We start from the raw sequence: 13,217 nt of genomic DNA on the forward strand, positions 1-13,217 counted from the left end.
CCACACTTTGAGTTGCCACACTGGCGCCCAACTGCCGATCTACCTTTAGAGAATGATGAAAAGAGAGAGTTTGCCGATGATGTTCTCCCGCATTTCCGCATTTGCGAAAGCCAGCCGTTTCGCGGCCTTCCTCGGATTGGGAGCATTGATTCTTGGTTCTGTTGCGCCGGTGTTCACTCCGGTTGCGGCTCAGGCGCAGGGCGCGGGAAATGCCGCGGCCGCTCAGCAGATTGCTGATCATTTCTCTTCTGTTCGCACCATGACCGGTGAGTTCGTTCAGTTTGGCCCGAAGGGCGACCAGACAGGCGGCACTTTCTATATCGAGCGTCCGGGCAAAATCCGTTTCAATTACAACAACTCGCCGGTACGCGTGATTTCGGATGGCAATCAGGTTGTCATCAACAATCGTAAGCTCGATACCTGGGATATGTATGCGCTGGGCACCACGCCGCTGAAGCTGCTTCTTTCCGATAAGATTGACCTTGGCGGTGGCCGTCTTCAGAGCGTCAAACAGGACCCGGATATGACCACACTGGTCATTGGTGACAAAAAAGTGTTCGGCAGCTCCAAGATTACGCTGATGTTCGAGCCAAAGACCTATGAACTGAAGCAGTGGACGATCACCGATGCGCAAGGCCTTGATACAACGGTGATGATCTTCAATTTGCGAACCGGTGTGCGCTTTACCGACGATATGTTCAAGATCGACTATCAGCGCATCGCGATGAAGCGTAAGGGCCAGTAATTCTCTGTTTTATTGCTGCCCTACATTTGCATTTGCCGGATAAATCGTTAGGTTCGCGGCCATCTTTTGGTGACCGCGAGTCTTATTCCCATGACCTTTTCTGTTGCTACCTGGAACATCAATTCTGTTCGTCTGCGCATGCCGCTGGTCGAGCAGTTTTTAAGCGACTATCAGCCGGATGTTCTCTGTCTTCAGGAAACCAAATGTCCCGACGATCAGTTCCCTTCCAAGGGCTTTCGCGCACTTGGCTATGAGCATATCGCGATCAGTGGTCAAAAGGGCTATCACGGCGTTGCGACCATCTCGAAACGTCCGCTGAGCGATGTGGAGAAGATCGGCTTTTGTGAGATGGGTGATTGCCGTCACTTAAGTGCAGTCGTCGCAGCGGGTGGCAAAAAGCTCCGTATCCATAATTTCTATGTGCCTGCCGGTGGTGATGAGCCCGATCCTGCAATCAATCCGAAATTCGCACATAAGCTTGGCTTTCTTGAGGAAATGCGGGCTATTGTGGCTGACAGGCAGGATGGTAATTCATCCATCCTCGTGGGTGATCTCAACATCGCGCCGCTTGAGAACGATGTCTGGTCGCATAAGCAATTGTTGAAAATCGTCAGCCACACGCCGATTGAAACTACCACGCTTGAAGACTTGCGCGTGAAAGGTGGGTGGAGCGATCTGATGCGTCAGGTCATTCCGGCTGACCAGAAAATCTATACATGGTGGAGCTATCGCGCCAAGGATTGGGATGCAGCGGATCGTGGTCGCCGCCTCGATCACATCTGGGGTTCGGCTGATCTGGAAGCGCATATGCAGGGACTACAGATCCTGCGTGAAGCACGCGGTTGGGATCGCCCATCCGATCACGTACCAGTGATTGCGACATTCGATCTGGATTAATCGAACGCTCAAGCCTATATAGAGCGAAGTTCAGAAGAGGAGAAAAGAGCAATGGATCGTACAGCACTGTTTCAGATGACCAGTGTTTTCAACGTTTCCGGGGCTCTTCATGTCTTCTCTTCTCACTCTTCAGGATATTTCCTGCGTCACGGCTGATGGCCGTACTCTCTTTTCAGGCATCAATTTCAGCGTAACCGAAGGTCGCATCGGCCTTGTCGGGCGTAATGGTATTGGCAAATCCACGCTTTTGAAAATCATGAGCGGTGATTTGTTACCATCCAGTGGAACCGTCACGCGCAGCAGCCGGATTGGTATGCTTGCGCAGAATGTCGGTGGTGACGCTCAGCAGACACTCGCCGATTTGTTCGACGCGCGTGATGCCTTTGAAATGCTTGAGCGGATCGAAGCGGGTGCGGGCACTGACGTTGATTTCGAACAGGCGGATTGGCTGTTGCCTCAGCGTTTCGATGAAGCTTTGCTGTCGTTCGGGCTTTCGCTTTCGCCACAAACCCGGCTATCCGAGTTGAGTGGCGGGCAGCAGACGCGAGCAGCGCTTGCAGCACTGCTGTTTCAGAAGCCCGATCTTATTTTGCTGGATGAACCGACCAATAATCTTGATCGCGATGGCCGTCAGGCTGTTGCCGATATGCTTGCGAATTGGCAGGGGGCTGCTGTTGTCGTCAGCCATGATCGCGAATTGTTGCGGTCAATGGATGCGATAGCCGAGCTCTCGCAAGGCGCGTTGGCGCTCTATGGCGGCAATTGGGATTTCTACCATGAGCGGAAAGAACTAGAGCGGGAAGGGGCAGCGCGCGATCTCGAAGTGGCTCAGCGCGATGTGAAGCGGGTTAGGCTCAAGGCGCAGGAAGCTGCCGAACGGCAAGCAAAAAGTGATGCGCGCGGGCGCAAATCCCGTGCAGATGCGGGTATGAGCAAGTTGTTGCTCGATGCGCGTGCCGACAAGGCGCAGAAGACCGGTGGTCGCGGAGAGCTACTTGCTGAGCGCAATGCTGAACGCGCACAAAGCCAGTTGCAGGAAGCAGAAGCAAAAGTCGAACGTATCAAGAAAATGCGTTTCCACGTTGATGCATCGCTTTCGCCTTCTGGACGTGTGGTGCTTGAAATGTTCGATGTTTTTGGTGGGCCGGTGCCAGAAAACCCAGTCATCCGCGACTTCTCACTCAGAATCGTCGGGCCAGAGCGTATCGTCATTCGCGGCGCAAACGGAGCTGGAAAAACCTCACTGTTACGGTTGATTGCTGGCGATTTGCAGCCAGTTTCAGGCGAGATCAGACGATTTGTGCCGGTTGCCGTGTTCGATCAGCAGACGAGCTTGATGGACCGCGGTGCAACGCTTTACGAGAACTTCCGCAGACTGAACAAAGGGGCGAGCGATAACGATGCCCATGCAGCACTTGCGCGTTTTTCATTTCGCGGCGAGGGCGCCTCGCGTCTTGCAGGGAGCTTGAGTGGTGGCGAATTGCTGCGCGCTGCACTCGCCTGCATTCTTGGCGGAACGCTGAAGCCTGAATTGCTGATCCTTGATGAGCCGACCAACCATCTCGACATCGATTCAATCGAAGCTTTGGAAACAGCCCTGAATGACTATGAAGGTGGTCTGCTGCTGGTCAGCCACGATCAGGCGTTTCTGGATGCCATCGGTATCGAGCGGGTCATTGAATTATAGGTTTTAGTCGTTGCCATTAAGCTGTGGCGCGACTTTTTCGATGTCGGCAATCAGCTGCAGCAGGTTTTTGCTGATATGGGCATGCAGCGATGCTGCGGCTTCCGGATATTCTTCCAGAATGCGCCGGAAGATTGCACGGCTGATGCGGATGACTTCGGTCTCTTCTTCGGCCAGGGCACCTGTCAGGCGGGTGGTCTGCGCAATCAGCGCCATTTCGCCCAGCATCGCGCCGGGGCCGACGGGGCGGATCGCAATCCGCCCTTCGTCTGCATCATGAAACAAGGTGATGTTGCCAGATACGACGATATAGCCGCAATCGGCACTCTGGCCCTCGCGGAACAGTTCACGACCGGCACGCAGAACAAGGCGTTCTGCGCCAAAGGCGAGCAGACGCAACTGTTCGGGTGTGAAAGACTCGAACAGGCCTACTGAGCCGAGAATGCGAATATCGTCATCGAGCGCCATAGCTTGTCATTACACCCGCATCAGGCGCTGTCCATCATGGGACAAGTTTGTATCCCCCGCTTTCTGTAACCAGAAGCGATGCGTTGGACGGATCCTTCTCAATTTTCTGGCGCAGACGGTAGACATGGGTTTCCAGCGTGTGTGTGGTGACGCCGGAATTATAGCCCCAGACTTCCTCAAGCAGCACATCGCGGCCAATGACCTTGTCGCCGGCGCGATAGAGATACTTGATGATGGCTGCTTCCTTTTCGGTCAGGCGAATCTTGCTGCCCTTCTCATCGAGAAGCAGCTTCTGGCCTGGTTTGAAGGTGTAAGGACCAACGATGAATGTCGCGTCTTCACTCTGCTCATGCTGGCGCAGCTGCGCGCGGATGCGGGCAAGCAGAACCGCGAACTTGAACGGCTTGGTGACGTAATCATTCGCACCCGATTCGAGACCGAGAATCGTGTCCGATTCGGTGTCGTGACCGGTAAGCATGATGATCGGAGCCTTGAAGCCGCCCTTGCGCAGAAGCTTTACCGCTTCGCGACCGTCCATGTCCGGCAGGCCAACATCCATAATCAGCAGATCGACAATGCCATTTCGGGCCGTCTGGATGCCCTTGGTAGCGTTGTCTTCCTGAAGAATCTGGAATTCTTCGCACAGCTCCAGCTGTTCGACGAGGATGGAGCGGAGATCTTCGTCATCGTCCACAATCAGTATTGTACGACCTGTCATGCCTGTCCTCGTTACTCTTTGATTCAAATAGTGGTTCGTGTTTTATGACATTTAATGGCGATAAGTTGAAGCCGTGAAAAAAGAGAGCAAATTTTCAGGCGATCACCCAAACTTTATCAGCAGGCGGAAAACGGAGGCAGGGCTTGACCAGAAATCAAAAAAGCCGCGGCATTGGCATTATCGATGTACGGGCAAAGCCCGGCCATAAAACGCGCGGCCTGCTTGCTGCTGGCAATTTGGTATTGGAATGTGCGCTTGGCAAGGGGGGAATCAGCGCTTTCAAGCGCGAAGGCGACGGTGCCACGCCGCTTTCTTCCATGCGACTGCTCTATGGCTATCGTCGTGGCGATGGCGGACAATGGCCGGTATCGCCCTTGCCGCTGCGCCGGGTGCGTAAGCTGGATGGCTGGTGCGATGCGCCAAAAGACGCCAATTACAATCGTCCGGTCAATCTGCCGTTTAAGCCAAGTCACGAGAAGATGTGGCGCAATGACGATGTTTATGATGCCTGTATCGTCATGGACTGGAACATTAGCCCGCGCAAACGAGGTTGCGGCAGTGCGATCTTCTTCCATCTTGCCCGTCCGGGTTATACGCCGACCGAGGGCTGTATAGCATTGAAGCGCGCCGATATGGCGCGCCTCCTGCCTCATTTGACGAATAGGACCGTGATCCGCGTATTGCGGTAATTAGAGCGCTACGCGCTCTAATTTTTTTGATACGCACTGCTTACGCAAAACCGCTTCACACTTTTGCTGGAGGTGCTTTTAATGAGCACCTGCCGGGACGATTTTCACTTCATTGCCCTCCGCATCGTAGAGTTTGCCGTTCTGGACATAATCGCCATCATGCAGTTCTGCGATCTGATGGTGGCGAATGATGCGTTCCGTACCCTCAGCAAACACCGACATCTGGTTTGAGTTACCAGCTTTGAACTCGTTGAACATGAGGTTGAGCACGATTGCCATCAAAGCAGCAGAGCTGATGCCTGAATGAAAGATCGTCTCAAACCATGCCGGGAAGTGGTGATAGAATTCCGGTGCGGCAATCGGGATCATGCCGAAACCGATGGAAGTCGCCACGATGATCAGATTGATATTGTTCTGATAGTCGACCTTTGACAGCGTGCGGATACCGCTTGCGGCAACCGTTCCAAACAAAACGATGCCAGCGCCGCCAAGTACGGCTGGCGGAACGCAGGCAATCACGCGCCCCATCACCGGCAGCAGGCCGAGCGTGATGAGAATAAGCCCGCCAGTCGCAACCACATAACGGCTTTTCACACCCGTCACCGCCACAAGGCCCACATTCTGTGCAAAGGCGCTCTGTGTGAACGAGCCGACGACGGGTGCGAGAATGCTCGATGCCATATCGGCACGTAAGCCATCGCCCAGACGGCGGGAATTGACCTTGGTTTCCAGAATTTCACCAACCGCCAGAATATCGGCGGAGGTTTCCACCAGCGTGACGACAATCACGATGAACATCGAAAGTGTTGCTGCAATACTGAAAATCGGCCAGCCGAAATGGAAGACTTCGGGCAGTGCCATAACTGGACCTTCTGCAACACGCGAGAAGTCCGTCATGCCGAGAAGCCATGCGATCCCCGTTCCGATCACCATTGCAAGCAGGATGGACAGACGCGAGATGGTGGCATTGCCAATCTTGCTCAACAGCAGAACGATCGCCAGCGTCAGCCCGGCCAGACCGATATTGGACATGCTACCGAAATCAGGTGCATTGCTGTTGCCGCCCATGGCCCAGCGTGCTGCAACAGGCATCAAAGTGAGACCGATGGTGGTAATCACGATACCGGTCACAAGGGGCGGAAAAAAACGCGTCACGCGCGAAAAGATCGGTGTGATGATAAAGCCTATCAGGGCTGCCGCCATCACCGCTCCGAGTACGACCTGAATGCCCGCCTCGCCGGTTTCTGCTGATGTTACAATGGCAACCATCGTGGCCACACCGGCGAATGATACGCCCTGCACCAGTGGAAGCTGGCAGCCGAAAAAAGGAACACCGATTGTTTGCAGTACAGTTGCTACGCCGCCTGCAAAAAGCGAGGCGGTAATCAACAGGCCGATTTCGCTCGGGCTGAGGCCTGCCGCCTGACCGATGATAAGTGGGACGGCTACAATGCCGCCATACATGGTCAGAACATGCTGAAATCCATAAGCCAGATTGGCTGTAACGGATAGTCTTTCGTCTTCGGGACGTGGACTAGCCACGATCCCGGTTGGGTGTGTATTCACGTTTATCCCTCCCGATGTCTCTCCTCAAAGACAGGGGGCGAGTATATCCGTCATGCGCAGACTGACTGCATTGCTTTTGCTTGAAGTTGTTTTCGATGCGAGCGGGTTAATGGATTTAGCGCATCGATCCGATTGAAACCGATCCACGCTCTAAACATTTGTTCCGCACGCATCGCGAAAATCGTTTCAGACTTTTCGGGATGCGCTTATGCCAATCCTTCGCGCATCGCATCGCTGAGAACAGTAAAAATATAGGGTTCTGTCGATTGCGCAACGTTGAAACGCAGATAACGGGTCGCGCTATGCGATGGGCTGAAAACATCGCCCGGCGCAAGCACAACACCCTTTTCAAGCGCATAACGGGCAATCTGGCTTGAATCCATGCCTTCAGGCAAGCGCGCCCAGAGAAAGATGCCGCCCTGCGGTTCTGTCCAGAGTTCCAGCCCGATTGCTTTGAGCCGGTTTGCCGTCATGGTCATGGCGTCAGCGAGTTTAGCGCGCAGGCTGTCGATATGGCGGCGATAGGTGCCATCGGTGAGCAGGGCGTGTACAATCTGGGCGGACAAAACGTTGCTGCTGAATGAGGTCGCAAGTTTCAGATCGGTAATTCCGTCGATCCAGTCACGACGACCGGCAATATAGCCGACACGCGCTGCGGCCGAGAGTGTCTTGGAGAAACTGCCAATATGGAGCACCCGGTCAAAGCCATCGAGCTCGGCAAGCAGCGGTGCTGGCGAAGGGTGAAAATCGCCAAAGATATTGTCTTCTACTAGCTTTATGTCGTGGGTTTCGGCAAGCTTCAGCAACCGGTGTGCTGTGGCGGGCGTCATGATGCCGCCCGTCGGATTGTGCAGCCCAGCATTGGAAATATACAGCTTTGGCGCTTGTTCTTCAGCGGCCTTGGCGAAGGCTTCGAGATCGGGGCCTGTATGCGTGTAGGGGATGCCGATGAGTTTGACGCGGTGTGAAAGAAGCGAGGCCTGAAAGTTGAAATAGCAGGGGTCGTCAACCAGCACTGTGTCGCCGGGCTGCAGCAGAAAGCGGCAGATGAGATCGATGGCATGTGTGCCTGAATCGGTCAGCAGAATATCGCCGCCTGAAAGGTTGATGCCCTGTTCGGTGAGTTTGCGCGCCAGATGATTGCGCAGAGGACGAAAGCCGAGCGGCTCTCCATATGCGACGAGATTGCTGTCTTCATCGCGTGCGATTGTGCGCATGGCGCGGCGGATACCCTCAAGCGGCAACCATTCATCGGGCAGCCAGCCACAGCCGGGCTTATAGGTCTTATTGTCTGCTTCAAGCGACTGGCGCATTACCCAGAAAGGATCGATCTGCCGGTCCTTGTGCGGTGTCACTGCGGCAAGCGTAAAAGGCTGACGTGCCCGCTCTGAAACGTAGAAACCGGCACCGCGGCGCGACTGGATAACCCCCTCTGCCACCAGACGGTCATAGGCTTCTACGACCGTTGATTTCGAAACATTCATCGTCTCGGCCAAACGCCGGATTGAAGGAAGGCGAGCGCCGGGCGCAAGGCTCATGGCGGCGATACGGTCGCGAATGATGGTCATGACCTTTTCGACGAGCGGCATCTTATCGGGCGCTGCCTTGTCCTCGCTGCGACTGCCAAGATAGGCAGCTTCCACGGCTTCAAGACTGCGCAAAAGGCCCGTCGATATCATCTGTACCATCCTTTGTATCAGTACAGTTTAGCAGAATTGTCCGTGAACTGTCTCTGATTATTTGGCGGAATTCGCGGCACTGTACTAAAGCGGTTTCAGGCAGATTGGAATCACCCAAGCCGCTCTATCCCTTTGTTTCTCGCATTCCATGCCAAATCCGCTTCACGTTGCTGATGGGAATGCCGAAACACATGCAAGTTGGAAGAAGGCCAAAAACAGAGAATGAACAAGACTGCGGGTTGGATTAACGGATTTCTGGGGGTTCTGATTTTTAGCGGGTCGTTGCCCGCAACACGTCTGGCGGTGATCGACATCGACCCGACCTTCCTGACCATGGCGCGAGCGTCGATTGCGGGGCTGCTGGGCCTTGCGCTGCTGCTCGCCTTCCGTGAACCATTTCCGCGTCGCAATGACGTTATTTCACTGATTGTCGTGGCGCTTGGCGTGGTGGTTGGCTTTCCATTGCTGACGGGCATTGCGCTACAGCATATGACGTCGGCACATGCGATTGTCTTTATCGGTTTGCTGCCGCTGTCGACGGCTTTGTTTGCCGTGTTGCGTGGTGGCGAAAACCCGCGCCCACTGTTCTGGTTGTTCTCAGTTGTCGGCGGTTTGATTGTGGCGTCCTATGCCTATGGGCAAGGCAGTCAGTCAACGTTGCTAGGTGACGTGCTGATGCTGGGCGCTATCATTGTCTGCGGTCTTGGATATGCTGAAGGTGCCAGCCTGTCGCGCAGGCTGGGCGGCTGGCAGGTGATCTGCTGGGCGCTGGTCTTTTCGCTGCCGGTCATGTTGCCACTCAGCTTCATGACGCGGCCTGAAACCTGGGGCAATATCGGCGTCATGGCATGGGGCGGGCTTGCTTATGTTACGCTGTTTTCGATGCTGATCGGCTTTTTCTTTTGGTATCGCGGACTGGCACAGGGCGGTGCAGCGGCTGTCGGGCAGCTGCAATTGTTGCAGCCATTCTTCGGCCTGATGCTGGCTGCATCCATTGCCGGTGAACCGGTGAGCATGGGCATGGTGCTGACCGCTGGCGTGGTGGTGCTGTGCGTGGCTGGTGCGAAAAGGTTTGGTTAAACAAGCTTGTCGCCCAAAAGTGGGAACCGGTTTTGGGATAACGACAAGCGTTATAAAAATGCCCAGACAGTCGTGCGCTTGACTTCTGCATCCTCAAGCGCACGCGTGACGGGCACTGTGTAAACGGCAAGCTGTTCAAGTCGGTCTTTGGGCAGATAGGAACGGCCCGGATCACCAACGATGATGCTGGCACCGCGAGCGGCAAGGTTTGCAAACCACGGTATCAGACGATCTGCGAGCGGCTTTTCATAGAACACGTCGCCCGCAAGCACGACTTCCCATCCATGATCCTGATCGATCAGATCGGTGAGTGTCGGGGTGATGGCAACGTTGTTTGCAGCCGCGTTGATTTCGATCGCAGGCAGCGCAAAGGGGTCGATGTCTGACGCCAGAACGCCTGCTGCTCCCGACTTCATTGCTGCAATGGCGACAAGACCTGAACCTGATGCGAAGTCGAGTACGGTTTTGCCCGAGACTGCCTTTGGATGATCGAGAATATAACGAGCAACGCCCTGACCGCCTGCCCAGGCAAAGGCCCAGAACGGCGGCGGCAGGCCGATGGTTGCCAGTTCTTCCTCGGTTTTATGCCAGAGGTCGTGGGCTTCATCGGCCAGATGAAGGCTGATTTCCGGCACATGCGGCGGCGTTTGCAGGCCAGTATTGGCCAATATGAAATCACGCGTGCCCTTTTGTGCCGGATCAAGCATCAAATATCCTTGGCGTCTAACCCGCCCATGCGGCAGACCTCGATCCATTCATCTTCCGTTACCGGCTGTACCGAAAGACGCATAGACGTGACGAGCGCCATTTTTTCAAGCTTCGGATTGGCCTTCACATCTTTTAGCGTAACCGGCTTTGGCACATCGCGCACAGCCTTGATGTCGACGCAATCCCAGCGCGGATCGTCTGTCGTGCTGTCAGGATGCGAAAGGGCGCAAATCTCGACAATGCCCACCACTTCCAGACCCTCGTTGGAATGGTAGAAAAAGCCTTTGTCGCCGAGCTTCATGGCGCGCATGTTGTTGCGTGCGAGATAATTGCGCACGCCGTCCCATTGCTCGCCTTTTTCGCCACGGGCTTTCTGCATTTCCCATGACCATTTGAAGGGTTCAGACTTGAACAGCCAGTAAGCCATGACCAGTCCTTATGCGTTTGCTGGATTGTTGATTGCCCAATTCCATGGGCGCACAGTCACATCAGCAAAAAGACCAGCCAGCGCGTAAGGGTCATTGGCACCGATCTTTTCGGCCTCTGCCTTGTCGGCTGCTTCAACCACGACGAGGCTGCCATTTGGCTTGCCATCTTCACCAAGGAAAGGGCCTGCAAATTTCAGCACGTCACCCAGCGACTTGAGATAGTCGAGATGGGCTGGGCGCGTATCAAGGCGTACCTGCAGATGATCGGGCTTGTCGTTGCACAGAAGAGCAAAAAGCATGTTATTCTAACCTTTTTGTTTATGCATGATCTTATCTGAAAACCGCTACGCACTTTTCAGGATCATGCATTTTGTTTACCCATGATCTTATCCGAAAACCGGTCCCCACTTTTCAGGATCATGCTCTAATCCTCGGTCTTGAGTGGTCGGTTAAGAAGCGCCGTTACGGCTTCATCAATCGTGATATGTCCTGCAAGAAGCGCTGCAACCGCCGTGATAATCGGTGCAGGCACTTCATATTGTCTGCAAAGTTCAGCTGCGATGGGGGCGGTTGCCACACCTTCGGCCAGCGGGCGGTTGGTGAGGTCTTCGCCACGACCGATTGCCAGCCCATAGGAATAGTTACGTGATTGCGATGATGAGCAAGTCAGCATCAGATCGCCAAGTCCAGAAAGCCCCATGATGGTTTCCGGCTTTGCACCCATGGCCTGCGCTACGCGGCGCAGTTCGGCAAAGCCGCGCGTGACAAGGGCTGCTTGTGCGCTGGCACCATAGCCGCGTCCGATGGCAGCACCTGCCGCAAGAGCCAGCACGTTTTTCAGCGCGCCACCGATTTCCACGCCTTTAAGATCAGTGGTTGAATAGCAGCGGAATGCGGGGCCGGAGAGCGTTGCTGCAAGCTGATCGGCAATGGCTGCATCTTCGCAGGCAATCGTCACCGCTGTTGGCAGGCCACGCGCCACGTCGGTTGCAAAGCTTGGGCCGGACAGTGCGCCGATCGTATGGTGGGGCAAAACTTCCGCCACCACTTCCGACATCAGTCCTCCGGTGTCGCGCTCAATGCCCTTGGCGCAGAGAATAACAGGAGCTGATTGTGGAATAAGTGCGCTTAATTCCAATAGCCCTTTGCGCATTGCCTGTGCGGGAACAACAACGAGAACCGCATCAGCATTTTCGAGTACAGCCTTGGCATCCGTGCTGGCACGAATGCCTTCAGGAAGTTCAATTTCGCCAAGGTAAGCAGGGTTGCGGCGCTGGTCGTTCACATGGGCAACAGTTTCAGCATCGCGAGCATAAAGCCATGTGTCGTGCTGGCCGATGGCGCTCATGGCTGCCAGAGCCGTTCCCCATGCGCCGCCGCCAAGCACGGCAATTTTTGCCCGCTCACTCATGCTTTTGCTCCACGGCGTCCGGTGCCGAACATGGGTGCTGATTTCTCATCAAGCGGCCAGCGTGAGCGCGGAGCAAGATTGAGCGAATCAGGGCCCTTGGTTGCAGCCCGCTCAGCACCCGCCCAGGCGATCATTGCCGCATTGTCGGTGCAGAGATTGAGCGGTGGTGCGATGAAGCTGAAACCATGCTTTGCACACAGTGCTTCAAGCGATGCGCGCAATGTCTTGTTGGCAGCAACACCGCCGGCAACGATCAGCGACGGCGTTGCGCAGTCTGGGAACTCATCTTTAAAACGCTCAAGCGACCGTTTCACGCGATCCGACAAAGTGTCGGCAACCGCATCCTGAAAAGATGCGCAAATGTCCGCAACGTCCTGATCGGAAAGTGGCGCAAGCTCTGTTGCGGTCTGCCGCACAGCGGTCTTGAGACCGGAGAATGAGAAGTCGAGCCGCGCTTCGCCCTTGAGTGGCCGAGGCAGCGGGAAACGCTTCGGATCGCCCTGTAATGCCATGCGTTCAACAGCTGGACCACCCGGATAAGGCAGCCCGAGCAGCTTTGCAGTCTTGTCGAAAGCTTCGCCAAGCGCGTCGTCGATTGTCGTGCCAAGGCGTTCATAATCGCCAAGGCCGCGTACAAGAACCATCTGCGTGTGACCGCCGGATACCAGCAGCAGCAGATAAGGAAATGGTAGGTTGTCGGTCAGTCGTGCGGTTAGCGCATGGCCTTCCAGATGATTGACCGCATAAAACGGCTTGTTTGCAGCCATGGCCATCGCCTTGGCGGTCATCAGGCCGACAATCAATCCGCCGATAAGGCCGGGACCGGCGGTTGCAGCAATCGCGTCCACATCATCGAGCTTCACATTGGCGTCTTTCAGCGCACGTTCCACCAGCCGGTCAAGCGCTTCAACATGGGCGCGTGCGGCGATTTCAGGCACCACACCACCATAAGGTTCGTGTTCGGCGATCTGGCTGAGCACCACATTGGACAAAATATGCCCTTTGCCGCTATCGTCGCGTTCAACGATGGCGGCGGCTGTTTCGTCGCAACTGGTCTCTATTCCAAGAATGCGCATTTGCGGTTAGACCCTGCCTGTCTTGTAATTTGACGTAAAATATTTGAGAAACCCGGTATCATGGACAG

The 13,217-nt window shown here is 55.1% G+C and carries 14 protein-coding genes; 5 read left to right on the forward strand and 9 right to left on the reverse strand.

Annotated elements, in window-relative coordinates; genetic code table 11:
• The first annotated feature begins 76 nt into the window (after positions 1-76).
• The 3 genes from ABWV94_RS07120 (at position 77) to ABWV94_RS07130 (ending at position 3,329) form a co-directional block, all read left to right on the forward strand.
• Positions 77-745 (forward strand): outer membrane lipoprotein carrier protein LolA, encoded by a 669-nt coding sequence (locus tag ABWV94_RS07120; RefSeq protein WP_181152460.1) that lies wholly within the window; start codon positions 77-79, stop codon positions 743-745.
• Between the two features lie 90 nt (positions 746-835).
• Positions 836-1,642, forward strand: coding sequence for an exodeoxyribonuclease III (locus ABWV94_RS07125; RefSeq protein ID WP_113499559.1), 807 nt, complete (start codon positions 836-838; stop codon positions 1,640-1,642).
• A gap of 109 nt (positions 1,643-1,751) precedes the next feature.
• Positions 1,752-3,329, forward strand: a complete 1,578-nt coding sequence (locus ABWV94_RS07130; RefSeq protein WP_353412892.1) for an ABC-F family ATP-binding cassette domain-containing protein — start codon at positions 1,752-1,754, stop codon at positions 3,327-3,329.
• 3 nt (positions 3,330-3,332) lie between these two features.
• Here ABWV94_RS07130 and ABWV94_RS07135 read toward each other — a convergent pair whose 3' ends face one another.
• The gene (locus ABWV94_RS07135) at positions 3,333-3,794 is read right to left on the reverse strand and encodes a cyclic nucleotide-binding domain-containing protein (protein WP_007872156.1); all 462 of its coding nucleotides are present in this window, start codon (positions 3,792-3,794) and stop codon (positions 3,333-3,335) included.
• A gap of 34 nt (positions 3,795-3,828) precedes the next feature.
• Positions 3,829-4,512, reverse strand: a complete 684-nt coding sequence (gene optR / locus ABWV94_RS07140; protein ID WP_007872155.1) for a response regulator OptR — start codon at positions 4,510-4,512, stop codon at positions 3,829-3,831.
• A gap of 143 nt (positions 4,513-4,655) precedes the next feature.
• Here optR and ABWV94_RS07145 point away from each other — a divergent pair, with 143 nt between their 5' ends.
• Positions 4,656-5,201 carry a L,D-transpeptidase family protein gene (locus ABWV94_RS07145; protein WP_079212410.1) on the forward strand — a complete coding sequence of 182 codons (546 nt, stop codon included), beginning with the start codon at positions 4,656-4,658 and terminating at the stop codon, positions 5,199-5,201.
• A 78-nt stretch (positions 5,202-5,279) separates the two neighbouring features.
• Here ABWV94_RS07145 and ABWV94_RS07150 read toward each other — a convergent pair whose 3' ends face one another.
• Both ABWV94_RS07150 and ABWV94_RS07155 read right to left on the reverse strand, forming a co-directional pair.
• Entirely contained in the window at positions 5,280-6,767 is a 1,488-nt protein-coding gene (locus tag ABWV94_RS07150; protein WP_353412895.1) for a nucleobase:cation symporter-2 family protein, read from the reverse strand.
• Between the two features lie 206 nt (positions 6,768-6,973).
• The gene (locus ABWV94_RS07155; RefSeq protein ID WP_113499477.1) at positions 6,974-8,446 is read right to left on the reverse strand and encodes an aminotransferase-like domain-containing protein; all 1,473 of its coding nucleotides are present in this window, start codon (positions 8,444-8,446) and stop codon (positions 6,974-6,976) included.
• Positions 8,447-8,668: 222 nt separating this feature from the next.
• Here ABWV94_RS07155 and ABWV94_RS07160 point away from each other — a divergent pair, with 222 nt between their 5' ends.
• Positions 8,669-9,526, forward strand: a complete 858-nt coding sequence (locus ABWV94_RS07160) for a DMT family transporter (protein ID WP_113499475.1) — start codon at positions 8,669-8,671, stop codon at positions 9,524-9,526.
• A gap of 50 nt (positions 9,527-9,576) precedes the next feature.
• Here the strand turns inward: ABWV94_RS07160 and ABWV94_RS07165 are convergent, their stop codons facing one another.
• The 5 genes from ABWV94_RS07165 to tsaD form a co-directional block, all read right to left on the reverse strand.
• A complete protein-coding gene (locus ABWV94_RS07165; protein ID WP_112807173.1) occupies positions 9,577-10,233 on the reverse strand; it encodes a class I SAM-dependent methyltransferase in 657 nt (218 codons plus the stop codon).
• Complete coding sequence (locus ABWV94_RS07170; protein WP_007872139.1) at positions 10,233-10,661, reverse strand: EVE domain-containing protein; 429 nt, start codon at positions 10,659-10,661, stop codon at positions 10,233-10,235. Before ABWV94_RS07170 ends, ABWV94_RS07165 begins: the two co-directional genes overlap by 1 nt.
• Before the next feature lie 9 nt (positions 10,662-10,670).
• Positions 10,671-10,961, reverse strand: a complete 291-nt coding sequence (locus ABWV94_RS07175; protein WP_064322159.1) for a YciI-like protein — start codon at positions 10,959-10,961, stop codon at positions 10,671-10,673.
• 125 nt (positions 10,962-11,086) lie between these two features.
• Positions 11,087-12,073, reverse strand: a complete 987-nt coding sequence (locus tag ABWV94_RS07180; protein WP_353412898.1) for an NAD(P)H-dependent glycerol-3-phosphate dehydrogenase — start codon at positions 12,071-12,073, stop codon at positions 11,087-11,089.
• Complete coding sequence (tsaD, locus tag ABWV94_RS07185) at positions 12,070-13,149, reverse strand: tRNA (adenosine(37)-N6)-threonylcarbamoyltransferase complex transferase subunit TsaD (protein ID WP_112814525.1); 1,080 nt, start codon at positions 13,147-13,149, stop codon at positions 12,070-12,072. Before tsaD ends, ABWV94_RS07180 begins: the two co-directional genes overlap by 4 nt.
• Positions 13,150-13,217 lie beyond the last annotated feature (68 nt).

The sequence above is a fragment of the Brucella sp. NBRC 12953 genome, assembly GCF_040369775.1.
Lineage (GTDB): Bacteria > Pseudomonadota > Alphaproteobacteria > Rhizobiales > Rhizobiaceae > Brucella > Brucella pseudogrignonensis.